Raw genomic sequence first — 24,114 nt, 5'->3', positions numbered from 1 at the left:
CTCCTCAGCCGCGGCTTCGATGCAACAGATACAGAAAACTCGGGACCCCGACCAGCGCAGTGATCACCCCGACCGGCAATTGCTGAGGGGCAATCAGAGTGCGCGCCAGGGTGTCTGCCAGCGTCAGCAAGGCGCCACCGGCCAGCAACGAGGCCGGCAGTATCAGCCGCTGGTCGGCGCCTAAGCGCAGCCTCAACATATGGGGCACCATCAAGCCGACAAAGCCTACCGCACCGGCCGTGGTCACCGCGGTGGCGGTGGCCAGGCTCGCGCCCAGATACAGTCCCCATTCCAGAGGTCGCACGGCAACACCCAGAGCCAACGCCTGCTGGCCACCACGCGCCAGCACGTTCAGGGTCCTGCCCAGCGGTACCAGCACGGCTCCGGCCAGCGCGGCCACCACCAGTACCGGCCAGGGACTGCGCGCGTAGGCCATGTCTCCCATCAGCCAATACAGCATGCCGGGTAGTTCCTCTACTGGGCTGACCGCCAGCAGGAAGGTGATAATGGCGCCCCAGCCGGACGCCATCACCACCCCCGTCAACAGCAGCCTTGCCGGCGACCAGCTGCCGCTGCCGTGGGCCAGACCAAACACCAGCAGAATCGATATCAGGGCACCGCCAAAGGCGGATAGGGACACCAGGGCAGCGCCAAGACCGGCCAGCATGGCGCCAAGAGCAGCCACTGACGCGCCTCCCGACAGACCCAGCACATAGGGGTCTGCCAGCGGATTTCTCAACAACACCTGCATCAAGGCACCCGCCAGCGCCAGCAGCGCGCCGGTCCCGAAGGCCGCCAGGGCACGCGGCAGGCGCAGCTCCCACACCAGCGTGTGGTGCAGGGGGCTACCGTGTCCGAGCAGGGTCTGCCACAACTCCAGCGGTGACAGCGCGACACTGCCCACCGATACGGCCAGCAGCAAAGCCAGCACACCCACCAGCAGCAAAGCCCACAGCGGTCGCCGTCGGGAGGTGCGGGAGCTGAGCGTTCTAGCGCCGTTCACGTGCTGTCTCCAGGTGGTCGCACAGCCTGCGTGTTCCCTCGACCAGCCGCGGCGTGGCCCGCTGCACCAGGTCCGGATTGATGAAGAACAGGTTGTCTTGCGCCACCGCGGTCATCTGTGGCCAGGCTCGCCAGGCATCCAGCCAGGTGGAATCGGCCTTGCCCATGCCTCCGGTAATGATGACCTCCGGGTCCGCCGCCAACACCGCCTCCCGTGAAAGGCGAGGCACCAATGGCGCCTCGCTGGCAAACAGATTGACGCCGCCGCAGAGTGCCAGCGCGCGACTGATCCAGTGTTCGCCGTTGACGGTCATCAGCGGTTTCTCCCATACCTGATAGAAGACCTCGACCGGCGGCGAGTCACTATAGCGCGCGCTGAGCGACGCCACCGAGTCGCGCAGCTTGCGGGCCGCGGCATCTCCGGTGTCCTGGGTACCGGCCAGGCGGCCGAAGCGCTCCAGCGTCGCGGCGATGTGCTCGAAGTCCGAGGCGTCCGAGCGGAACACCGGTAGACCGAATGCCTCCAGGCGATCCACCTGCTGGCCGGGATTACCCCCGGCCCAGGCCACCACCAGGTCCGGCTCCAGCGCCAGCAGGGCCTCCAGATCAAGGCGATCGTAGCTGCCTACCTGAGGCAGCTCGCGGGCCGCTTCTGGATAGTCGCTGAAGCTGACGACACCCACCACCCGCTCTCCTGCTCCCGCGGCGAACAGAAGCTCCGTCACACTGGGCGACAGCGCGACGATGCGCTGGGCAGGCGACGCCAGACACAGCTCGGCCCCATTATCATCCACCACGCAGCGAGACTGAGCGGCATCGGCCAGCGCCATGGATCCAGCAGCAAGAGCCGTCAACGCCAGGCACAGCGCAGCCGGCACCGATGTCAGTCGAGCTCGGTACCCTCTCAGGCCACGCCATTGACGTCGACGGCCAACGCTCACAGGTTAAACCCGACGCTCAGGTAGGCGGCACGGCCCGGGTTCTCGTAGTCCCAGCCACCCTGGAAGGCAGACGCACGGGACGTCGCGTATTCACGGTCGAACACGTTTTCAAGGGTCAGGTTGGCCTTCCAGTCCGGGGCAAAGGCCCAGCCAGCGCGAAGGTCCAGGGTGCCGTAGCCGGCCAGCCGCTGGTCGTTGTTCACATCGTTGTAGCGATGGTCCTGGGCGACAAAGGACGCTCCCAGGTTCCAGTCACCCAGCTGGCGATCGGCGTCCACACGCAGGGTCTGGGAAGCACGGCGAATCAGCTGCTTGCCGGTGTCCCGGTCTTCTGGATCGGTATAGGCCGCGCTGGCCGCCAGGCTCCACTGATCGAGCTCGATACCGGCGGCCAGCTCGACCCCGCGGATACGCGCTTCGTTGACGTTAAAGGGGGCAAAGCGGGTACCACGCTGCTCATTGGCAATGAGGTCGTCGACTTCGGTCTGGTAGACGGCCAGGTCCCAGAACCATAGGTCGTACTGGCCGCGCAGTCCGAGCTCATAGGTCTCGGAGTCTTCGGGATTCAGGTCACTGTTGCCGAAACCGGGAAAGTACAGCTCGTTGAAGGTGGGCGCACGGAAGGCGGTGCCATAGCTGGCACGCAGGGTGTGCGAGGGGTCCAGTTCGTAGCCCAGCGCCAGGTGACCAGTGACTTCTTCACCGAAGGCCTCATTGTCATCGTGACGCAGCCCCGCCTGCACCGAGAATGGCTGAAAGTCCATCAGCGCCTGGGCAAACACCGCCACATTATCGCGACTGGTCTCTTCGTAATCCGTGGTGCTGTCGACCTTGTCTTCCAGGTACTCGGCTCCCGCGACCACTTCATGGGCGCCCAGGCGCACGCTGTTGTCCCATCGCAGCGTGCGGGTCTCGGTGTCGAACATGGTCGTCGTGGCCGGGCCGAAGGCGGTCGGCTCTGCGTGATCTTCCAGTTCATCCCGCGCTTCACTCAGGGTCAGCCTGGACGACCAGTCCTCGGTCACGGGCACCTCGGCATAGACCCCGGCCACCTGCTGAACGTAGTCCGAATCCCCGCCCTCGTATTCACTGTTGCCGCTGGCCCGCAGGCCAAGAAACCCGAGGCGTGTACCGCTGTCGAAGGTGTGCGACAGACTGACCAGGCCCGAGGTGTTGTCATAGCCCTTGTCGTCGCCGCCGTCGCGGATCTCGGTGCCGTCACTGTCCAGGCGGGTGGCGCTGAGCTGATAGGAAGTGCCGCCATCACGGCCCGACAGGCTGGCCGAGGCCCGCTGAGTATTGAAGGAGCCACCGCCGACCTCAATGCTGGGCGTTGGCCCTTGCTCATCGGGGCTGTCGGTAAACAGCTGCACCACTCCACCGACCGCGTCGGCGCCATAAAGCGTGCCTCGGGGGCCACGCACGACCTCGATACGCTCAAACATGCGCGGCTCGAGATACTGCCAGCCAGGCCCCCCGTTGGTGGCCGAACGCAGGCGAATGCCGTCGATCATCATCACGGTGGAAGAGGAACCGGTACCTCGCAGATAGACGCTGGCCTGCTTGCCAAAGCTTCCGTTGGTGGAAATGTCGACTCCGGGCTGGCCACGCAGCGCATCGACGATGCTGACCGGATCTCGCCGCTCGAGGGCCTGCTGATCGATGACGCTGACCGAGGACAGCGACTGACTGGCCGTGCGCGGCGTCAGCGTCGCAGAAACGACCACAGGATCAAGCTCGGCAGTTGCCGCTTTACCCGTAGCAGCTTCCGCAGAAGTAGCGTCGACAGGGGCTGATTCAACAGTCGCTGATTCGACAGGGGCTGATTCAACAGAGACCGCTGGCATGGCAGGCGTGGACGACTGGGCGTTGGCCTGTGCCACCAGGAGCCAGGGAGCAGCAGCAAGTCCAGCGACCATCACGGCATGGCGAGCGGTCAAACGTTGACGACACTGGACTGACGGAACAGCAGAAGAGCAAGAAGACGACATCGGTGTATCCCTTGGTGCCGCGCGTCCCCGCACGGCATGAACCCTTGAAGGCCGAGGAGCGGGAGGGAAACCTGACGTGGCGCTGGCACGCCTGTCGTCGAATCATCGCCGGTCGCTGACGACGATGACCCGGCAGCTCGTCAAGGCATGAGGTCAGCCGAGACGCGCCAGCAACAAGAGATGCCGTGCACCGGGACCCCACCGCCCCTTGGCATGGCTCTTCAGGCCGGTCTCCGGGCTTACGAGCAGAGCCCTTGTGGCTCTGGCGCGCTTGCCTTCCCGTGGCCTGTCTAGAGGCAGCACAGTGGCATGATGAAGCACGCTTGACTCGATCACCGTTGCGGGGGCAGCGCCGGGTTCACACCGACTTCCCGTTTCACCCCACGTGTCTATTGACGTTCGTGACCCGCGCGCCTTGCGAAGTAAGAAGGCTGACGCCGGGGCCGTCCTGCACGTTGGTTGGGGCACCTGAGAGTGGACGTAAGCTAGCAACCCGGGTGACGGGCGTCAACGACACAGATCAGGCGGCATGCCCCCAGCATCAAGGAAGGGCACCGGACAGCGGCATCATCAGACCATGGCGCACCAACGTGACCGAGTCAGCCTGTTGGCAGGCATCCTGGCCAAGCCAGCCCATCAGGTCACGCAGCCGACGCTGTTCGGGGTCGACGGGCACGATGCCACGCCCGACCTCCTGCACGATCGCGATACGCGGACCAGGCCCCGAGCGCAGCCGCGTGAAGGCGTCGCGCCACTGGCCTTGCAACTCCTGATCGGAAGCCCTGGGCAACGCCCAGGTCAGCCAGTCCAACCAGTCGCAGACGACCAGCGACTCCGCTGAACCCAGCGCGTCGACGCTACCGCTCAACCACTCATGCGCCTTACACCAGCGGGCGCCAGGGTACTGCTCTGCTACTCGCTGGTGCTTGCCACTGTGGGCACCGCCGAGGAAGACGTGCATGTGATCTCCCCTGCCTGTCGGGTCAGTGTCCAGCGTCGCCCGGCCGCCTGGCCAACGACGCCCTGCCAGAACGGGACGCCCTCGAACTCACGTCTCAGTTCACGGATCACGCCGCCATGGGTGACCACCAGCACTCGCCGGTGCCCCGCCTCGACGGCGGCATCAAAGATCGCATCAAGCGCCAGCGCCAGTCGCTCGCGCAGATCCTGGGCGGATTCGCCCCCCGGCGGGGCCAGCTCGCCGGCGCTGTCGATCCAGTCGCGGTACACCGGATCATCCTTGAGCTCTTCCCACTGGCGGCCTTCGAATTCACCAAAGTCATTCTCGCGCAGGCGCCGGTCCAACCGTGGAGCGGGCCAGCCTCGCCCCTCGGCAATATGGGCGAGCGTCTGACAGCAGCGCGTCAGGTCGCTGGCCACCACCGCGTCAAAGACCTCATCGGCGAGTTCGTCCCGCAGGCGGTCCATATCGCCAAGCGCGTCGGGCATCAGCAGCGGAATATCCCGCTGACCTTGATACCGCTTGTCGAGATTCCATTGCGTCAGCCCGTGGCGAACCACCACCAGCTCGAGACAACTATCAGAAGCCATACTTCTCCTCCTTCGATGGCGCTGCCCAGCATATCGCCGTTGATACCGCGAAAGGCCTGGATCATCCCGCGACCAAAGCACCAGGTAAAGGCCCCCATGGCCAGCGCCATGCCCAGCAGCCCGAACAACGGAGCCACCAGCACCAAGGCCAGGCAGGGCAGCAAGGCAAGCGCGAGGTCGCCCCAGTAGAGCCCCTGTTGCCACTGATAGGCCAGCCCCTGGGGCCGGGCAGCGGGTACGCTGATCAGAAGCGCTACCGCCGCCCCCCGGGACAGGGCGGGCAGTACCACAAGCCCCCACAGTGGTGCCTCCAGCGCCAGCCAGCACCACAGCAGTGCTCCCTTCCATGCCAGCAGAAACACCAGTGCCAGGATGCCGAAACTGCCCACCTGGGGATCCTTCATGATCTCCCAGCGACGTTCCAGCGAGGTGTTGCTGCCAAGGGCGTCGGCCAGGTCCATGACACCATCCAGATGCAGCCCGCCGGTCGCGCCGACCCACAGGGTCAGCAGCAACAGCGCTCTCAGCGGGTCCGGCAAGGCACTGGAGGCAGCCGCCAGCGACGCCAATAGCCCGCCTATGGCGAGCCCCACCAGCGGGTAGCAACGTGCCGCCCAGCGCCGATTGGCGTCATTCCAGTCGATCGCGATCGGCAGCGGTATCCGGGTCAAAAACTGGATCGCCAGCCCCAGACCCGCCAGCATCGGCGCACAGCGTGTTGTCATGTCTTTCACCAGATTCTCCTGCCGCATCTTCCTTGCACGCTGTCCTGTCAGAGGTGCGGGCCCAGCCGTCAGGGAGCCACTGTCGCATCACTAGTCTTGGCCACTACCGGCCACTCAATCATCTGCCCTGCCACCACTTCGATCACCCGGTCGGCCCGACGTGCCAGTAGCCGATGTAGCCGCTGCAGTTCTCGCACATACCAGCGCACCAGCGCATCCTGGGCAGGTAGCTCCTCATTGAGGTCGTTGGACACCACGACCAGGTGGATATCCCGCTGACGCGCATCGGCCAGTACGGCCGCCAGCTCCGCCTGAGCAAGCCGTGCTGCCTGGCGCCTTGGGCCGGGATCGATGCCGTCGGCAAACAGGCGTTGGCTTGTCCATAGGGTCAGGCAATCCAGCAGGACGCTATCGCCAGGAGCCACGGTACGCCAGGGGTCGAGCAGCTGCAGCGGTGCTTCCAGGGTGCGCCAGTGGCGATCACGGCGGGCCCGGTGACGGGCCACTCGAGCCGCCATTTCGCGGTCACTGGAGCGAGCCGTCGCCAGATACCAGAGCTGGCTACTGGGCCTGTCAGCGTGCAGCGCAAGAGCCGCCTGTTCAGCGATACGACTCTTTCCGGAGCGAACGCCTCCCGCGATAAAGACGATCATGCGCCGCTGCCCCACCGCTCTGCCTGTGGCGAATCGCGCCACTCTTCCAGCCGCCGTATCAGCAGCTGATTCCCCTGTCGTTGCTGCAATGCCACACGCACCCAGGCACCGTCGAGGCCAGCGAAGGTGTGGGTGTGACGAACCAAGACGCCATCACGCGCCAGGTGTCTGACGAGGCCTTCACCTTTTGCTCGGGATGGCGCCCCTGGCGGGCGAAACAGGACAAAGTTGGCTTGGGTCGGCAGGGCGACCAGGCCAAGCCTGCCCAGCGCCAGTGGCAGATAGGCACGCTCGGCCATGACCCAGTCCCGCGTCCTGCTGGCAAAGTCGGTATCCGCCAGAAGGGCCGGCACCAGGGCACTGGCCAGTCCATTGACGCTCCACGCTGGCTGATGACGCTGCAGCCGCCGACAGCAGCTCGCTGACGCCACCAGGTAGCCAAGGCGCAGGCCAGCCAGGGCGTAAAATTTGGTCAATGAGCGCAGCAATATCAGCGGCAGCCCCTGGTCCACCAGCGCCGTCAATGACATTCCAGGGTCGGCAAAGTCGACAAAGGCCTCGTCCACCACCACCAGAGCCCCACGGCGTCTTGCCGCCTCTAGCAATGTCACCACGTCCTCGCGGGCCATGCAGGCACCGGTGGGATTATTGGGCCGACAGAGGAATATCAGATCGACCTTGTCGGCGGAGGCGTCCAGGCGAGACGTCAACCGTTCGATATCCAGCGGCGCACCCTCGGGATTCAGCTCATATCGCTCGACGGCGATCCCGTTGAGCGCGCAAGCTCGCGCATACTCTCCAAAGGTGGGTTCGACGATCAGCGCGCGCCCGCCTCGGTATGCACTGGCCACAAGATGGATGGCTTCGGCGCCACCGTTAGTCAACAGCAACCGATCAGCGCCGAGACCCAACGCGGCTGCCAAGGCCGCATAGGCCGCAGGGTGGCCAGGATCAGGATAGTGCCGGGCGCTCTCCAGACTGTCCTTCAGCCAATCAGCTAGCCAATCGGGAGGCCCCAGGGGGTTGAGACTGGCACTGAGGTCGAGCCGCGGTTCGGTCCCCGCCAGGCCGAGCCGCTGCAGTAACACCAGGCCCTGCCCGCCATGTTCGGGCCAGTCCGCCTTCGTCCCTCGCTGATTCACGCCACACTCCCCAGAGCCAGTATCGCCAACGACATCACTATCAGGCTGCCCAGAGTGCCGGCGTAAAGACAGTGAATCGCCGCCGCGATGTGTGCAGGCCTCAGTGGCTGCAACGGTGTGCCGAGTACGGCGCGCCGGCTGACCTGCTCGCCATACCGATTGATACCTCCCAGCTGCACCCCCAGCAGGTTTGCCACCATGGCTTCAGGCCAGCCCGCATTGGGACTGGGGTGAGACGGTGCCTGGCGGCGGGTCGCACCAAGCGCGCCCTGTACATTGCCATGCACCTGATAGTCGCCGCGCAGAGGCGCTGGCACTATCCACCGGACTAGCCACATGAACAGCCACATGACCAGCCACATGGCCAGCGCCGTCAGCCGTGCCGGCACCAGGTTGACTAGGTCATCGAGTCGCGCCGCTGCCCAGCCAAACGCCAGGTAGCGCTCACTGCGGTGGCCGACCATGGAATCCAGGGTATTGATCGCCTTGTAAGCCAGCGCCAGCGGCGCTCCGCCTACCAGCGCCCAGAACAGGGGGGCGGTGATACCATCGACGGTGTTCTCGGCCACGCTCTCCACGCAGGCGCGGGTCACACCGGTCTCATCGAGCTCGCGAGTATCGCGCCCCACGATCGCCGACACCGCCAGGCGTGCGCTCGCCAGGTCGCCGGCCATCAGAGGAACCGCCACCTGCCGCGCTGCCAGCACCAATCCTCGGCAGGCCAGGCACGTCCATATCAACAGCAGTTCCAGCGCCAAGCCCCACCAGGGGCTGACGGAGGCTGCCAGGCCAAGGGCGAACGCCGATGCGGCCCACACCAGCCCCACCACGATCAGCACCAGCGCTATGCCATTGAGGCGACGCCCTATCTGGCTGCCACGATTGAGGACGCTCTCCAGCTTGGCAATCAAACGTCCCATCCCCACCACCGGGTGTGGCAGCCAGCGAGGATCACCCAGCCACAGGTCCAGGATCAGCGCCAGCACCACCACGATGAGCCCAACACTGCTGAAGGGGGCCAGGCCCAGCGGCTCAAACCAGGACAAGCCCTCCGGCGCTTTATCGGCAAGGACCGCCTGCCACTCGCTTGCTGCATTCATCGAGGCCCACCGACTCCCTTCGCTGCCATCGACACTCATTGGCCAGCATCGACGCCGGCATCATCGAAGGTCGCCATTTCTGCGAGCATGTCGCAGGCGCTTTGCAGCAGCGGATAGGCCAAGGCAGCCCCACTGCCCTCGCCCAGTCTGAGGCCGAGCGCCAGCAGTGGCTCCCCGCCGAGGGCGGCCAGGGCCTCGCCATGCCCCGCTTCATCGCTGCGATGACCAAACACCAGGTAGTCGCGCACACCGGGGGCCAGGCGCGTCGCGGCGAGCGCCGCCACCGTGGCGATAAAACCATCTACCAGCACCGGGGTGCGACTGGCCGCAGCGGACACGCAGGCTCCCGCCATGGCCACAATCTCAAGCCCACCGAACCGCGCCAGGGTATCCAGTGCCGTGCGCCCGGTTCCGCGGGCCAGCGCCCTGCCGATGACCTCACGCTTATGGCGTAGACGTTGATCATCGATACCCGTGCCGCGTCCGGTCACGGCATCCACCGAGAGCCCGGTAAAGGCGGCCAGCAAGGCACTGCTCGCGGTGGTATTGGCGATCCCCATTTCCCCCAAGATCAGGCACCCGGCACCCTGATCGGTGGCACGCCGCGCGGCGCGGACACCGACGTTCAGGGCAGCCTGCACGTCATCCTGGCTCATGGCATCTTCCCTGGCGATATTGCCGGTGCCGCTTCTGACTCGATCAACGGCAACGCCTGCCACTCCCGCGCAGGATGTGGACACACCTACATCGACCACTTCCAGGCGAGCCTTGAGGCGTCTGGCGAAAACATTGATGGCGGCCCCACCCTGGGCAAAGTTGGCCACCATCTGCGCCGTGACGGAGGCAGGAAACGCCGACACGCCCTCCGCCGCTACCCCGTGATCGGCAGCGAAGACAATGACGGCAGGAGGGTCGACACGCGGCAATGCCTGCCCGGTCATTGCCGCCAGGTCCGCCACAAGGTGTTCCAACTTGCCCAGGCTACCCGGCGGCTTGGTCAGACGGTCAAGACGAGCGCAGGCGCGCTGCCGTGCCAGAGGATCCAGAGGGGGAATGCTGTCAAGCAGCTCGGTGAGAGTCGGGGGCGGGTTCAGCTCGGGCACGTCAGATCATCCGGTGGGCTGGAGCGCTGCATACAGCGGCGTTTCAAGTGGTCCGCTCGCCGGACGACAGCGGCGGAGTCGAAAGGGCGAGCTTAGCAGATCGCCTCAACGGCTTCTGCATCACCTGAGTGGCGTGTACAACGCCCTGAGTCGACCTCCCTCCTGTGCTCCGCCCAGCCAGCCCCTCTTGAGGGAGCGCATCCCTTCGACGCTGCCACCAGACTCCAGCTGCAGGCCTCGGCAATCCTTGGAAGCGCACGTTCAAACGGCCAGCTGACCACCGAACGGCTGCTGACGGCAGTAACGCCATCTGGAAGACATGCGAACCCACGGCGATCACGCACGAGCGGATGCTGGCGCCTGCGGAATGCCGCTCTGCCCGGCATAAATGTCTCATAACATTGATAACGATCAGGGAGTTGCCGAAATGTCATATCGACACAGGATATTCAGCAACTATGCTGCTCTGCAGTCGCCTTACGCACTGAGGCATGCCTTGCGCATGCTTCAGTGCGTCGCGTTTGGGGAAACGCGCCCCCTCTCCCATGACACACAAGGACCTTACTCTCTCGCTTCAAGACGCCAGACCTGGCAAGGCGTCGCAAGACCCGGAGATACCGTAGCACCACCGCGGTAACCAAGCCGTTTTCGCATCATGCACTGAAACACGCTAACGAAAAGGAGTGATCATGAGATTGCATTCGTCGGTATCCAGTACGCCCTGGAAGGGCATCGTGGTGGCATCGCTGGCAGCTGTCAGCCTTGCCGCAAGCATCCAGCCTGCCGCGGCTACCGAAGAGGACGATTCGTCGGACAAGCCAAACATCCTGGTGATCATGGGTGACGATATCGGCTGGTTCAACACCAGTGCCTATAACAGCGGCATGATGGGATATACCACCCCGAACATCGACAGCATTGCCGAGGAAGGCATCCGCTTTACCGATGCCTACGGTCAGCAGAGCTGTACCGCCGGTCGCTCGGCCTTTATCACTGGGCAGTCGCCCAAACGCACCGGTCTTCTCAAGATTGGCATGCCAGGAGACCCCCTCGGCCTGCAGCCGGAAGACCCCACCATCGCCGAAATCCTCAAGCCGATGGGCTACGCCACCGGCCAGTTCGGCAAGAACCACCTGGGTGACCGCGACGAGTACCTGCCGACCAATCATGGCTTCGACGAGTTCTTCGGCAACCTCTACCACCTGAATGCGGAAGAAGAACCGGAAAACCCCGACTATCCGGGTGACCCAGAATTCCGTGAGCAGTTCGGCCCACGTGGCGTCATTCGCTCCACCGCCGATGGCCAGATCGAGGATACCGGCCCGCTGACCAAGCAGCGCATGGAAACCATCGATGAAGAATTTCTGGCCGCGACAGAGGACTTCATCGAGCGCCAGGAAGCCTCGGATACGCCCTGGTTCGTGTGGTACAACACCACCCGCATGCACATCTTCACCCACCTGAAGGATGAGAGCGAAGGCCGCACCGGACTGGGTGTCTACGCCGACGGTATGGTCGAACATGACGCTCTCGTGGGTCGCCTGCTCGACAAGCTCGAAGAGCTGGGCGCTGATGAAAACACCATCATCGTCTACACCACCGACAATGGCGCCGAGAAGTTCACCTGGCCCGACGGTGGCACCACGCCCTTCCGCGGCGAAAAGGCGACCACCTGGGAAGGCGGTATTCGCGTTCCATTCATGATGAGCTGGCCGGGCCATATCGCACCGGGACAGGTCTCCAACGAGATCCTGTCACTGGAGGACATGTTCCCGACGCTGATCGCCGCCGCGGGTGAGCCCGACATCAAGCAGAAGCTGCTCGACGGCTACAGCGCCGGTGACAAGGACTTCAACGTCCACCTCGATGGCTACAACCTGCTGCCTAACCTTACCGGTGCCGAAGATGCCGGCGAATGGCCGCGCAACACCTTCTTCGCCTTCGTCGATGACGGTTCGCTGGGTGCCGTGCGCTTCGATCGCTTCAAGGCCCACTTCAGCATCCAGGAGCATGAGGGGATGGACGCATGGCGGCGTCCGCAGACCCAGCTCAAGGCCCCGCTCTTGATCGACCTGCAGGCGGACCCCTTCGAGGCGGCCCCGCTGGATTCTTCCTACTATGACGACTGGCAGCTGCGTCGCATGTACGCCTTTGGTCCCGTAGGCAAGATCGTGGCGGACTTCATGGCCACCTTTGAAGAATACCCCCAGCGCCAGGAAGCCGGCTCCTTTACGCCGAAGCAGTAGCGCTTCCCTGGTAAGCCAACAAGAGGCCGCCCTTGGGCGGCCTCTTGTCGTTGCGCCCCCTTCCCTCGCGAGCGCCAAAACACTGGATATAAAAACAGTTATCTACTAACCTATGACCATCGAAAACGGCCGAGGATCAGACCCGATGGATCCGATCAAGGGACGCGGTGCCACCTTCTCACCGGCCAACCGCTTTGCCCCGACCCGCAGCGAAGCGGAGCATGATGGTTGGTGGCAGGAGGCGATGCCCGAGCGCATCGCTACGGTAACGGCAACAGAATCCGCCAAGAGCGCCCTGTCGTGGAATCGCTCACCCGATCTGCCCTTTGACCGCTCCATCAATCCTTACCGAGGCTGTGAGCATGGCTGCATCTACTGCTATGCGCGGCCAAGTCATGCCTATTGGGACATGTCCCCCGGGATCGATTTCGAAACACGCCTGATCGCCCGAACCGGGCTGGTGGAGCGGCTTCGTGAAGAGCTGTGCAAACCACAGTACGTCTGCCGCCCCATCAACCTGTCCGGCAATACCGATGCCTATCAACCCATCGAAGCCGAGTACCGCTCTACGCGGGCGTTACTTGAGCTGCTGCTGGAATGCCGACACCCGGTCACCTTGATCACCAAGAGCACGCTGATCCTGCGCGACAAGGAGGTGTTACAAGCCTTGGCGAGACGGCGGCTGGTCAAGGTCATGATCAGCCTCACCAGCCTGGATGACGATATCAAACGGCGCTTGGAGCCCAGGGCTGCCTCGCCCAAGGCAAGGCTGAAAACCTTGCACGAGCTGGCGGCTCTCGGCATCCCCACCGGCGCCCTGATATCGCCGGTCATTCCCGGATTGACCGACCATGAGCTTGAAACCTTGCTGAGCGCTGCGAAAGACGCGGGGGCCAGCAGTGCAGGCTGGATGCTGCTGCGTCTACCCCATGAAGTCGCCCCACTGTTTGCAGAGTGGCTCGAGCACCATTACCCACAACGTGCAGCGAAGGTCATGAGCCTGATTCGCCAGTGTCGCAACGGACAGGACTACGACAGCCGTTTTGGTCACCGCATGCGCGGCCAAGGAGTCTTCGCCGACCTGCTCGATCAGCGCTACCGTAAGGCCTGCCGTCGCCTTGGCCTGCCACAGCGCGATGAAACGACGCTGGATACCTCCAGCTTCAGGCCTCCCCAGCGGCAGGGGTCACTGTTCTGACTGTCGTACCTTCTGCGATGTCACCCTTGCTGGCGGCGTTCGCGGCCCATCTCGCCTGACCTCACTTAAGAACCGCTTCTAGCTGCAGAACCGCTTCGAGCTGCACAAACGCCTCGTGCTGCAGAACCGCTTCGTCTGACGCTTCGTCCTATGCTGGTTCCATCATCGATACGCCACTGGCCTGGCCGGTCACTACGGGACTGCCTACTCTGACAACACCCTGGCATAACGAAAGACCCAATAACGATAAGGAGCCCCCATGCGCCGGCGCACCAAGGGCCTGCACGCCCTGTACCGAGAAGACCCCATCCAAGCCGACCGACTTCTGTGGGGCCGTGAAACGGACCCTGTCAGTCGACGAGGTTTCTTGCGAAGGTCCAGCCTGTTGGCCATGAGCGCTGCACTAGGCGCCAGCATCCCCTTCGCCAGGCATATGCCAAGCGGGCTGATTCCCGCCGCCCTGGCCCAGAGCGAAGAAGCCTTCGAGATTGAAGGCAAGGAGGGGCTGATCGTTCTCAACGACAGACCGATCAACGCCGAGACACCGGCCCACCTGCTTGACGACGACATCACCCCGGCCCGCTACATGTTCGTGCGCAACAACGGTCTGCCCCCGGAACGAGCCGAGATCGATCCCGCCACCTGGACGCTGGAAATCAGCGGTGAGTCATGCCTCAACCCCACCACCTTTACCATCGCCGAGTTGCAAGAGCGTTTCTCCGCACACACCTACCAACTGCAGGTAGAGTGCGGCGGCAACGGTCGCAGCGAGTTCGTCCCTGGGGCCAGCGGCAATCAGTGGACCACCGGTGCGGTGGCCTGCCCGACCTTTACCGGCGTCCGTCTGCGTGACGTATTGGAAGCCTGCGGCGTGGCCGATGACGCCGTCTATATCGGCTACTACGGCGCCGATCGCCATGCCAGCGGGGCCGCCGACAAGGAAGCGATCTCTCGCGGCGTGCCGATGGAAAAAGCCCTGGAGGATGAGTCGCTGATCGCCTGGGCCATGAACGGCGAGGATATTCCCTACCAGAATGGCTACCCGCTACGCCTGGTGTGCGGTGGCTGGCCGGGCTCGGTATCGGGCAAGTGGCTCAAGCAGATCGTCGTGCGCAATCAGAAGCACGATGGGGCCAAGATGGCGCCACCTTCCTACAGCATACCGGCCAACCCAGTGGCCCCGGGCACCGAGGTGGTCAAGGAGGACTTTGTCACCATCCAGTCGATGCCGGTGAAGTCACTGATCACCTATCCCCGCTCTGGCATCGAACACGCACAGGGCCAGCCGCTGGAGGTGCGCGGCCACGCTTGGGCCGGTGACCTGTCCGTCTCGGAGGTTTACACCTCGATTGACTTCGGCGCCACCTGGCACAAGGCCAGCCTGAGAGACGCGCCCAACCGCCTGGCCTGGCAGCGCTTTACCACCCAGGTTGCGTTCCCCGAACCCGGCTACTACGAGGTCTGGGCCAGGGCCGTTGACCAGCACGGCGCGTCGCAGCCCATGGTGGTCCCTGGCTGGAATCCCAAGGGCTATCTCAACAACGCCTGCCATCGCATCGCGGTTCACGTCGGCTGAGGGGGGAACAGGCATGGGGTTACGTATCACGTTAGCGAGCAGGGAGTCCAGACCACTGCTGGTCAGCCTGCTGGTCGGCCCGGTACTGTTTAGCCCGTTGGGCCTGGCTCCGGCAGCCGCCCAGGACGATGGACCGGCGACGTCGGCGGTGGCGTCTGTCGATGAGGGACCTGGTATCGATCCTGACAGTGGCTTCGTGATGGGCGAAGGCTGGCAAATGGTCAAGGGCAACTGCACCATCTGTCACTCGGCCGCCCTGGTGACCCAGAATCGCGGCTCACGCGACCACTGGGCCTACCTGATCGACTGGATGCAGGAGACCCAGGGCCTTTGGCAATTCAACCCGGAAATGGAAGACACCATTCTCGACTACCTGTCGACCTACTATGGACCGAGGACAGATGCCAGACGCCAGAACCTGCCCAGGCACCTGATGCCACCAACAGCGCAGGCCAGCGAACCCGATTCAAAAGATTGACGCATCCGGCCGGCCAGCACAGGTGAGTAAGCATAGGTTGGTTTATACAATCCGGTCAGCACAGGCACGCTAGCCGTCCGTTAGCGCAGATCTGTCAGTACGGTTCCACTGGCGCGGATCTGCGCTTCAAGCTCCGGCTCGCGACAGGGCTCTTCCAGCGCCTCGCTTTGCCATTGTTGCATCGCAGGTAGCGCGCGCAGGCGCTCAAGATAGTCTCGCGCCTGACCCTCCATGGGAAGATCGTAGGTCTGCTGCCTGAAGGCTATCGGGGCGAAAAAGGCATCCACGGCAAAAAACGCCCCGCCGCCGAGGTAAGGGCCGCCAAAGCGCGCCAAGCCATCCTCAAACAGCTCATTGAGACGTTCGATATCTCGCAACACTTCGGGGCTCAGCTGATGGAGCCTGACGCGCAAGGCACAGTGCATTGGGCACTGCTCGCGCAGTGCGAGAAACCCTGAGTGCATCTCGGCGCAGGCACTTCTGGCCCAGGCCCGAGCCCCGGGGTCAGCGGGCCAGACGCCAGGATGGCGCTCAGCCAGATACTCGACAATGGAGAAAGAATCCCACACGACCTGATGGCCATCATGCAGACAAGGGACCCTGCCGCTGGGTGAGAAGCGACGAAAGGCGTCAAAGCTGTCGCCCTGCTCATCAAACGGATGAAAGGCCAGCTCGAAGGGGATATCCCCCTGGCGCAGGGTCATCCAGGCCCGCAGTGACCAGGATGACATCTGACGATTGGCAATATGCAGCACGTACATGGCACCTCTCCTTGGCTCTTACCATCCACCGCGTCATTGACTGGGGGCGATCCTGGCAAGGCGACAGAGGAACCTCAAGCAGCGAGGGAAATCTCGTACCCGGTGTACTTGCGCAGGTTGATCACTCCGCTATCGAACATCAGGTACTGCCCCTTGATGCCCATCAAGGTACCTTCCACCACCGGATGTTTATCCAGGTTATGCGACGTCACCTTGGTGGGATGTTCCAGTACAGGGTAGGCAAAATGCCGAACGCTATCATCCAGCACCCGGATGGCATCAGCACTGAAACGCTCACGCAGGCTCGATAGCCCGCTCGATAGCCGCTCCAGCAAAAGATCACGCTCGGCCACCAGGTCCAGCTCCTCGACCTGGCCCTTGAGCATGGCTCGCCAGTTGGTGCGATCAGAGACTTCCTCCTTGAACAGCACTTCGACGAAGCCCGACTGCTGGCGCGTATCGACCTCGAGAATGGGCAGTGCCTGAATGGCACCCTGGTCCAGCCAGCGAGTAGGTACCTGAGTACCGCGGGTGATACCGACCTTGAGCCCGGAAGCATTGGACAGGTACACCACATGGGGCTGAAAACAGAAGCGTTCACCCCACTGTGGGTCACGACAGGTCCCCGCGAAGAAGTGACACAGCTCAGGCTTCATGATGCAGCTGTCACACTGGGCGAGGCGCTTGAAGCAGGGATAGCAGTGCCCCTGGCCAAAACTTTTCTTGGTGGCTCGCCCACAGTGGGTGCAGGCGATGGCGCCACTCCACTCGAGGCGCAGGGTGTGGCCCAGGTAGTCGTTGAGCGGCAGACGGTTCTCGCCAGCCTTGAGGGTATAGCGCGCGGGGGAGTCGGGTTCGACCCCCATCTTGGACAGACAACCGTGGGCAAGCACTTCAGTCACGACTGGCATCCCGGGCAAGCCCCGCCATCTCCGCGGATACCCCCGCACCACTGGCAGCCGCACCGCAGGTACGCTGCTCGAGATAGCCAATACGGCTGTCCTCAGGCACGTTATTTTCATGCTCGTAGCGCATCACGGCTTCCATGCAAAGCTCGGTCTGCTCGGGGGTCAGCATCCGCCCGTCTGGCCACTTGCGCAGCGATACCGCCTGTTTCAGGCTCTGATAGATCGCCGGCGTCATTTGGGAAATCATTCGCTCGAAGGTCATGTCGCTCATGGGATCGCTCTAGTGTCGGCGTGATGTGCGTGAATGATACCAGCCCAGCAGCAGCCCCACGAGCAATCCGCCCAGGTGCGCCTCGTTGGCCACATTGCCAAAGCCGACGAAACCCGCCAGATCGGTCATGGTGAAGATCATCCAGCCCAGCATGAACACCACCAGCATCTGGGGCACGAAGAAGCCGCTGCTGGGAGCCCGCCGAGACATCAACCAGACATACCCCAGCAGGCCAAAGTCGACGCCGGACATGCCACCAAACAGCACCGTGCCGGTGGCATACTGGGCTAGGTTGCCCGCCAGCCCCGCCAGCACGACGATGATCAGCATTCTTCCTGGCCCATTCAGGCGCTCTACCTGGCGTCCGAAGTACCACAACCACATCATGTTGAAGACCAGGTGCATCCAGCCAAAATGCAGGAAGATCGGCGACAAGGGCCGCCACACCTGCCCCGATGCCAGGGCGTCAGGAATGGTACCGACAGCAAGGGCGTCCTGACTGATGCCCAGCGGCACGATCGCCAACCAGGCAAGCACCATGTCTCCCCACACGGCGATCGCTGCAAATACCACAACGCACAGCGCCAGCGTCGCGAGCGTCACCGGATGCTGACGCAACAGCAACGCCCAATCTACCTGGTTACGCGACCTCGAGGCTGTCGGCGGAGGCATCGCCTCACCCTGTTGCCAGCGCCTGACCAGCTCGGCCGTGGCATCACGTTGCTTGAGATCGGCCAGCCACAGGGTTTGTCCCTTTTCGTCTTGCGTGATGCGATGGCTGATGCGCTGCGCCCACAGCGCCTGACGCAGTTCGCGGGTGTCGATCTCATGTGGTATCAGCAAGACCCGATACATGGCGTCTCCATGGAGTGGCGATAAACGCGCTGCACGTCATGCCTGTGTACGGGTTTCCCCATACAAATGCTGCGCATACAAAAAGTCCGGCGGAGGGGGCCGCCGGACAAGAGCAAGGGATCATTCAAGGGAACACCTATTCAGACGTCCACTTGCCCAAAGGGTTCAACTCGTCGGCAAAATTTAATGTAACGCTTTGTATCAGTCGAAAGTAATCTCCCTCGGCAGGGGTCGCTGACTGACATCTCGAGGCACTGGCACCCACACAAAATGGTTGGCATCGAGTCGCGACTCGAAGCTGTAGCGATAGGCGACCAGGCGTCCGTACTTCACCGCACTGTAGTCCAGGCAGGCCACGTTGGGGGCTGGCAGCGCCGGTATTCCTTCGCACCAGTAGTGGCCAATGAACAGCGGTGGCTCATCGGGCCCATAGTAGCTGAGGGAGGCACGCTCGGCATCGCTGAGTGGACGACTCTCGAGATCGCCGGGCAGGTTGTCCGGCTGAAACACCACATCCCCCCAGGTGACGGGGCTGTTTGCCCAGAAATGGGTGCGAAAACTGCGTCGAGTAAAGCCGTCTCCAGAATGAATCGCAATGCCCTCAGGCAATGGAATGGAACCGCCACGCGTCAGGCGCTCAAGGATACGCGACTCGAGGGTGCCATGCTGGGAGGCGCGAAGCAGAAATTCCTGATCCACACGCCCGTCAGGCCGTAGCTGCTGAAAGGCCTGGACCAGAGCCGTATCCCAGCAGGCATGCACGACACGAATGCCATCCATCTCCATATACAGCGGAATCTCTCGGAACCAGGCAAGAGCATCGTCCCACTCCTGGGGATGATCGCGATATTGCTCAAGCGTCTCCCGAATGATGCGGTTATGACGAGGCGTATGCGGACGCAGCCATTCACGGCCATGGCCTGGCGGCGCCTTCTGGGTGTAGGTCAAGGCGCTGATTTCGTGATTGCCAAGCACAATGTAGGCTTCGCCCTCCTCCACCATGCGTCGCGCAATGGTGACCGCCAGGCGAATACGCGGTCCGCGATCGATAAGATCGCCAAGGAAGATGACCTTGCGATGGGGGTGGCGATAGACGCCATTGCGCAGGTGATAGCCAAGACGCTCGAGCAGGGTTGCCAGGGTCGCCCCGCAGCCGTGCACATCGCCGATCAGATCGTAACCGTCCAGTCGACTCACCTCAGTCTCCCAACCTGTTGCTCCAGCCCAGCTTACTGCGCAGGACGTCGTAAAAATTGTGCCCGAGGGGGTGTACGAGTTGAACGTTCTGAGGCTTGCGGCGAATCACCAGGACATCGTCAGGCTTGGCGACGGCACGGGTCTGCCCATCGCAGCTGATGTGCGGGTAGGTCTGGTTGGTCTCACCGATATGACAGCGGATCTCGCAGTCGGCATCGATGACGATGGGGCGACTCGACAGGGTGTGGGGAAACATGGGGACCAGGGTCACCACGTCGAGTTTGGGATGCATGATCGGGCCGCCACCGGACATCGCATAGGCGGTAGATCCAGTGGGCGTCGCGACAATCAGACCGTCGCTACGCTGGCTGTAAACGAACTGACCATCAATGAACAGTTCGAACTCGATCATGCGCACCGCCTTGCCCGGGTGCAGCACGATCTCGTTCAGCGCATCGCCGCTGCCGACCAACGCATCACCACGATACAGCTCGGCGTCCAGTAAAAAGCGCTGTTCGACCTCGAAATGGCCCGCCAGCACCTCCCCTACCCGGGCTTCCAGCTCGTCTGGCGAGATATCGGTCAGAAAGCCCAGCCTGCCTCGATTGACCCCTAGCACCAAGGTTCCGCTGCGACACAGGGTGCGCGCGGCTCCCAGCAAACTGCCATCGCCACCGACGACAATCACCAGGTCGCACAGCTCGCCAAGCATGCGTCTACTGGCCTCGGCATGGCCTCTTTCCAACAGCGCTGACGCCGTGCGATCTTCAATGATGACGTGGTACCCGCCATCATCCAGAAACCGAATCAGGCGTTTCAGGGTCTCGACCACCTTGGCGCTGCCCAGGCGCCCGATCAGCCCGATGTTCTTGAACGATTGCATCCACGCATCCTTCCCTTGACGACCGCTCATTATGGCGAGGGGGACGCGGCGGGGCAAACGAGGCCTGACGCTTACACCAACGCTTGGCCTCGACGCCGCTGCCACCAACCATTCAGCCACAGCGAGGCGGCGATGATCGCGCCACCCAGCAGCAAGCGCGGCAGGTCAGCGTCGCGATTCCAGATCACCAGGTTCACGACCAGGCCCGCGGGGATCAGCATGTTGTTCATGATGGCCAAGGCTCCGGCGTCCACCCTGACGGCGCCCAGGTTCCACAGGAAAAAGCCGAGCCCTGAGGCAACCAGCCCCAGCCACAGCAGTACGCCCCATTGGGTCAAGGTCGTGGGCAGGCTGCTGCTGTCGCCCAACAGGGCAAAGGCCGGTAGCGCCACACAGGCAGCGCCAAGGTAGAACCAGGCGAACACGCTGTGACGCGGCAGTTCCTCCGGAAGCGCCGCGGACAGCCGCCGGTAACCGACCTGGCCCAGCGCAAAACAGAGGTTCGCCCCCTGGACGACAAGAAAGCCCAACCAGAAGTCCTCGTTGACGCCGTGGTAGCGAATGACCGCCGCCCCCAACACCGCCAAGCCCGCCGTGACCAGGTGAAAAGGGGTGAATCGGGAAAACGCCAGGTCGTCCAGAACAGCGATGTAAAGCGGAGTGAAGATGGTGAACAGCAGGACTTCAGGTACCGACAGCAGCAAGAACGATTGATAGAAGAAGATGTACATCACGCCCAATTGGACGGCACCCAGCGCCATCAGGATCAGGCGCTGCTGACCTGCCAGCAGGCGTGGCTTGAGCAGGGGCAGAAAGACCAGTGCCGCCAGGCTGACGCGCAGCATCACGGCAAAATAGCTGTCTACCTGGCCGGCGAGATAGACACCGATCAGCGAAAACGAAAATGCCCAAAGGACAGTGACCACGACCAGATAGCCCACCGTAAACTCCTTCCGCCTAAAAAGTTTACGGGAGTATACGCGATACCCAGCAAGCGCTGAACAGATCCGACGAACGCGATGAAGTCCACAACACCTCCAGCGCAGCGCCGCAGCGCCCACGCTGTCAGTTTAGAACGTCATCGCCTGTCGCCTTAGCCTCAGCGGGTGTGGCGGTGAGCTGGCATCAGTGATTGATGCGCTTCAGCCACCAGGCGCCATACAACACGCCGGGCAACCAACCCAGCAAGGTCAGCAGAAAGGCAATGGAGACGCGGCGCGCCCCACCCTCAGTGACAGCGACGGCCAGTGGAGGGACCAACAGCACCAGCAGCATCAGCGCGAGCCTGGCTGCCGGAGACGCCATCAAGGCCGATGCCACTTGGGACTCACTATTGGTCGCCTTACCCGAGGCCTTGCTGTCCGTATCACTTACCCCATGCTGGTTGGCCTCTGCGGTGGGTGTGTTCGAGGCCGCGTCATCTGTGGCTGGCTCACTCGACGTCTTTTCCTCGGCCCCCCCGTCTTGCTTTATCGGGGGAAGGTATTGCTCCACCCCCGACGCCTGTGACGATGGCTTATCGGCTTTGGTCGGTGACGCCTGACGATGGGCATCAACGTCGATCTTCTGTTCCAGCCGATCCGCGCCCTCAGCCAGCACCTCGTGATAGCGCTCCCAGTCCTCCCAGTCATGGGGCGTGCCCGCCTTGGGACGGTGGTCGTTGGACTCACGAGCACGATCCCAGGCCTTTTCTTCCAGGGTGTTGGGGCGCTCTCGATCTCGTTCGCCATCAAGCCCTTTACGGGCTAGATATTCACGCGCATCCACGGATCCGTTTCCTCCTCATTCTGTCATGGTCATCGGCACGGGAGCCCAATGATCGACGCGGCAAGGCGCCTGTGTTGCCGCCCTTTGTCACGCCAGCACCCTCAACCTCATCGAGGGCCGTCACGGGTCTGATCGTGCAAGTGTGCCAATGCAGGCTTTGATGTAACAGTGACGCCTGATCTATGGGGCAATGAGTACCTCCTGTCCTACCTTTTTGATAGAGGCTGTGCCTATGGGTTCCCTTACCCCAGGCTGCCATCGCTCAAGGAGACATATCATGCAGGAAAGACAGGTCGATATCGCAATTATCGGTGCAGGAAGCGCCGGACTCGGCGCCTGGCACGCAGCCCGCCAGCACACCGACAAGCTGGTGCTGATCGAGTCGGGGGCATTCGGCACGACATGTGCGCGGGTGGGATGCATGCCGTCGAAACTGCTGATATCGGCAGCCGATGTGGCGCACCAAGCCAACGACGCCGAAGGCTTCGGTATCAAGGTCAGCGGTGTCAGCGTCGATGGCCGGGCAGTGATGGAACGCTTGAGACGTGAGCGCGACCGCTTCGTAGGCAGCGTGATGTCGTCAATGTCCCGCATCGAGGACGAAGATCGCATCCTGGGAGCGGCCCGCTTTGAAGATGCCACCACGCTGGTGGTGGGCGAGCACACGCGCATCAAGGCCAAGCGCATTGTCATTGCCACCGGCTCTCGCCCTTCCTGGCCCGATTTCCTCAATGGTGCAGGTGACCGACTGATCATCAATGACGACCTGTTCGAGTGGCAGGATCTACCGGAGTCGGTGGTGGTCTTTGGTCCCGGCGTCATCGGGCTTGAGCTGGGCCAGGCGCTCAGTCATCTGGGCGTCAGGGTGCGCATGTTCGGCGTGGGTGGGGCGATTGGTCCGCTGGGTGACCCTGAGCTCAAGCAGGTAGCCGACAGGACTTTCAATGACGACTTCCCGCTGGATCCGGACGCCACGGTCAAACGCGTAGCGCGTGAGGGAGACCAGGTGGTGGTGACCTTCCACTGCCGCGACAGCGACACCGAAAAGAGCGAACGTTTCGACTACCTGCTGGCCGCCACGGGACGCAGACCGAATGTGGATCGCCTGGACCTTCACAAGACGGGGCTCGAGCTTAACGAGCGCGGTGTACCGCTGTTTGACCGGCTTACCATGCAGTGTCGCTTTGATGACGGCCAAGCGGCTCCCATCTTTATCGCCGGCGATGCCAATCAGGACCTGCCCTTGCTGCACGAGGCCTCCGATGAAGGACGTATCGCTGGAGACAATGCTGGTCGCTACCCGGAGATCCGAGCCGGGCGGCGACGCACACCGTTGGCAGTTGTCTTTACCGATCCACAGATGGCAAGCGCGGGGATGGGCTACGCTGAACTGAAGCGTCGGGATGAACACCTGAGCAACGTGGCCATCGGAGAGGTCTCCTTTGAGGATCAGGGACGCTCCACGGTGATGCGTCAGAACCGGGGCAAGCTGCGGCTCTACGCTGAACACGGCACAGGAATTCTCCTCGGCGCGGAAATGTTCGGCCCTCGGGCGGAACACCTGGGCCACCTGCTGGCCTGGTCCATCGACCAACGACTGACCGTTGACCGTCTGCTGGAAATGCCTTTCTACCATCCGGTGGTGGAGGAAGGCCTGAGAACTGCGCTGAGGGATCTGAATGTCAGCCTGCGCAGAGGTCCAGCCATCACCGAGCGCTGTCTGGAATGCGGCCCCGGGGCTTGACGGTCAAGCACACAGGAGAGCG

The 24,114-nt window shown here is 63.0% G+C and carries 23 protein-coding genes and 1 riboswitch; of the genes, 5 read left to right on the top strand and 18 right to left on the bottom strand.

The genetic code is table 11. The features are described from left to right. Positions 1 to 4: 4 nt before the first annotated feature. From KUV41_RS16290 to cobT, 10 genes are all read right to left on the bottom strand, one after another. Positions 5 to 1,003 (bottom strand): FecCD family ABC transporter permease, encoded by a 999-nt coding sequence (locus KUV41_RS16290; protein WP_222486769.1) that lies wholly within the window; start codon positions 1,001 to 1,003, stop codon positions 5 to 7. Beyond that, positions 990 to 1,943, bottom strand: coding sequence for a cobalamin-binding protein (locus KUV41_RS16285; RefSeq protein WP_315900599.1), 954 nt, complete (start codon positions 1,941 to 1,943; stop codon positions 990 to 992). Before KUV41_RS16285 ends, KUV41_RS16290 begins: the two co-directional genes overlap by 14 nt. Further along, positions 1,940 to 3,790, bottom strand: a complete 1,851-nt coding sequence (locus tag KUV41_RS16280) for a TonB-dependent receptor domain-containing protein (protein WP_222486832.1) — start codon at positions 3,788 to 3,790, stop codon at positions 1,940 to 1,942. Before KUV41_RS16280 ends, KUV41_RS16285 begins: the two co-directional genes overlap by 4 nt. A gap of 350 nt (positions 3,791 to 4,140) precedes the next feature. After that, positions 4,141 to 4,359: riboswitch (cobalamin riboswitch) on the bottom strand. A 116-nt stretch (positions 4,360 to 4,475) separates the two neighbouring features. Then, positions 4,476 to 4,895, bottom strand: a complete 420-nt coding sequence (locus tag KUV41_RS16275; protein WP_222163645.1) for a bifunctional adenosylcobinamide kinase/adenosylcobinamide-phosphate guanylyltransferase — start codon at positions 4,893 to 4,895, stop codon at positions 4,476 to 4,478. After that, entirely contained in the window at positions 4,847 to 5,485 is a 639-nt protein-coding gene (locus tag KUV41_RS16270; protein ID WP_222163646.1) for a histidine phosphatase family protein, read from the bottom strand. The genes KUV41_RS16275 and KUV41_RS16270 overlap by 49 nt, the downstream gene beginning before the upstream one ends. Next, complete coding sequence (locus tag KUV41_RS16265) at positions 5,437 to 6,210, bottom strand: adenosylcobinamide-GDP ribazoletransferase (protein WP_224852085.1); 774 nt, start codon at positions 6,208 to 6,210, stop codon at positions 5,437 to 5,439. Before KUV41_RS16265 ends, KUV41_RS16270 begins: the two co-directional genes overlap by 49 nt. Positions 6,211 to 6,278: 68 nt before the next feature. Next, positions 6,279 to 6,863 (bottom strand): bifunctional adenosylcobinamide kinase/adenosylcobinamide-phosphate guanylyltransferase, encoded by a 585-nt coding sequence (locus KUV41_RS16260; protein WP_222163647.1) that lies wholly within the window; start codon positions 6,861 to 6,863, stop codon positions 6,279 to 6,281. Beyond that, positions 6,860 to 8,005 carry a threonine-phosphate decarboxylase CobD gene (gene cobD / locus KUV41_RS16255; protein ID WP_222486768.1) on the bottom strand — a complete coding sequence of 382 codons (1,146 nt, stop codon included), beginning with the start codon at positions 8,003 to 8,005 and terminating at the stop codon, positions 6,860 to 6,862. The genes KUV41_RS16260 and cobD overlap by 4 nt, the downstream gene beginning before the upstream one ends. Then, complete coding sequence (gene cbiB, locus KUV41_RS16250) at positions 8,002 to 9,105, bottom strand: adenosylcobinamide-phosphate synthase CbiB (protein WP_222486767.1); 1,104 nt, start codon at positions 9,103 to 9,105, stop codon at positions 8,002 to 8,004. The genes cobD and cbiB overlap by 4 nt, the downstream gene beginning before the upstream one ends. A gap of 35 nt (positions 9,106 to 9,140) precedes the next feature. Further along, a complete protein-coding gene (gene cobT / locus KUV41_RS16245) occupies positions 9,141 to 10,208 on the bottom strand; it encodes a nicotinate-nucleotide--dimethylbenzimidazole phosphoribosyltransferase (RefSeq protein WP_409995811.1) in 1,068 nt (355 codons plus the stop codon). Positions 10,209 to 10,897: 689 nt separating this feature from the next. Here cobT and KUV41_RS16240 point away from each other — a divergent pair. The 4 genes from KUV41_RS16240 (at position 10,898) to KUV41_RS16225 (ending at position 15,706) form a co-directional block, all read left to right on the top strand. Then, positions 10,898 to 12,454: an arylsulfatase gene (locus tag KUV41_RS16240; protein ID WP_222486766.1), complete on the top strand. Its 1,557-nt coding sequence runs from the start codon at positions 10,898 to 10,900 to the stop codon at positions 12,452 to 12,454. Positions 12,455 to 12,599: 145 nt separating this feature from the next. Next, positions 12,600 to 13,652, top strand: a complete 1,053-nt coding sequence (locus KUV41_RS16235; protein WP_222486258.1) for a PA0069 family radical SAM protein — start codon at positions 12,600 to 12,602, stop codon at positions 13,650 to 13,652. A gap of 259 nt (positions 13,653 to 13,911) precedes the next feature. Beyond that, positions 13,912 to 15,228, top strand: a complete 1,317-nt coding sequence (locus tag KUV41_RS16230; RefSeq protein WP_222486765.1) for a sulfite oxidase — start codon at positions 13,912 to 13,914, stop codon at positions 15,226 to 15,228. A gap of 13 nt (positions 15,229 to 15,241) precedes the next feature. Beyond that, on the top strand, positions 15,242 to 15,706 hold the full coding sequence (locus KUV41_RS16225) for a hypothetical protein (RefSeq protein WP_222486764.1): 465 nt from the start codon (positions 15,242 to 15,244) through the stop codon (positions 15,704 to 15,706). A gap of 80 nt (positions 15,707 to 15,786) precedes the next feature. Here KUV41_RS16225 and KUV41_RS16220 read toward each other — a convergent pair whose 3' ends face one another. From KUV41_RS16220 to KUV41_RS16185, 8 genes are all read right to left on the bottom strand, one after another. Further along, complete coding sequence (locus tag KUV41_RS16220; RefSeq protein WP_222486763.1) at positions 15,787 to 16,467, bottom strand: glutathione S-transferase family protein; 681 nt, start codon at positions 16,465 to 16,467, stop codon at positions 15,787 to 15,789. A gap of 74 nt (positions 16,468 to 16,541) precedes the next feature. Continuing rightward, positions 16,542 to 17,378: a DUF2797 domain-containing protein gene (locus KUV41_RS16215; RefSeq protein ID WP_374107044.1), complete on the bottom strand. Its 837-nt coding sequence runs from the start codon at positions 17,376 to 17,378 to the stop codon at positions 16,542 to 16,544. Beyond that, positions 17,362 to 17,646 carry a YeaC family protein gene (locus KUV41_RS16210; protein ID WP_206943524.1) on the bottom strand — a complete coding sequence of 95 codons (285 nt, stop codon included), beginning with the start codon at positions 17,644 to 17,646 and terminating at the stop codon, positions 17,362 to 17,364. The genes KUV41_RS16215 and KUV41_RS16210 overlap by 17 nt, the downstream gene beginning before the upstream one ends. Before the next feature lie 9 nt (positions 17,647 to 17,655). Further along, positions 17,656 to 18,501, bottom strand: coding sequence for a rhomboid family intramembrane serine protease (locus KUV41_RS16205; RefSeq protein ID WP_222486762.1), 846 nt, complete (start codon positions 18,499 to 18,501; stop codon positions 17,656 to 17,658). A 201-nt stretch (positions 18,502 to 18,702) separates the two neighbouring features. After that, complete coding sequence (locus KUV41_RS16200; protein ID WP_222486830.1) at positions 18,703 to 19,689, bottom strand: metallophosphoesterase; 987 nt, start codon at positions 19,687 to 19,689, stop codon at positions 18,703 to 18,705. Positions 19,690 to 19,699: 10 nt separating this feature from the next. Further along, complete coding sequence (locus KUV41_RS16195; RefSeq protein ID WP_222486761.1) at positions 19,700 to 20,581, bottom strand: NAD(+) kinase; 882 nt, start codon at positions 20,579 to 20,581, stop codon at positions 19,700 to 19,702. A 71-nt stretch (positions 20,582 to 20,652) separates the two neighbouring features. Then, positions 20,653 to 21,522: a DMT family transporter gene (locus KUV41_RS16190; protein WP_206943538.1), complete on the bottom strand. Its 870-nt coding sequence runs from the start codon at positions 21,520 to 21,522 to the stop codon at positions 20,653 to 20,655. Positions 21,523 to 21,706: 184 nt separating this feature from the next. Further along, on the bottom strand, positions 21,707 to 22,348 hold the full coding sequence (locus KUV41_RS16185; protein WP_222486760.1) for a YqaE/Pmp3 family membrane protein: 642 nt from the start codon (positions 22,346 to 22,348) through the stop codon (positions 21,707 to 21,709). Between the two features lie 277 nt (positions 22,349 to 22,625). Here KUV41_RS16185 and KUV41_RS16180 point away from each other — a divergent pair, with 277 nt between their 5' ends. Beyond that, the gene (locus KUV41_RS16180; RefSeq protein ID WP_206943541.1) at positions 22,626 to 24,092 is read left to right on the top strand and encodes a dihydrolipoyl dehydrogenase; all 1,467 of its coding nucleotides are present in this window, start codon (positions 22,626 to 22,628) and stop codon (positions 24,090 to 24,092) included. Positions 24,093 to 24,114: the final 22 nt, after the last annotated feature.

The sequence above is a fragment of the Halomonas sp. DP8Y7-1 genome (assembly GCF_019801685.1).
GTDB lineage: Bacteria > Pseudomonadota > Gammaproteobacteria > Pseudomonadales > Halomonadaceae > Halomonas > Halomonas litopenaei_A.
Note: the sequence above shows the minus strand (reverse complement) of the source record. Positions and strands in the feature narration are given on the sequence as shown.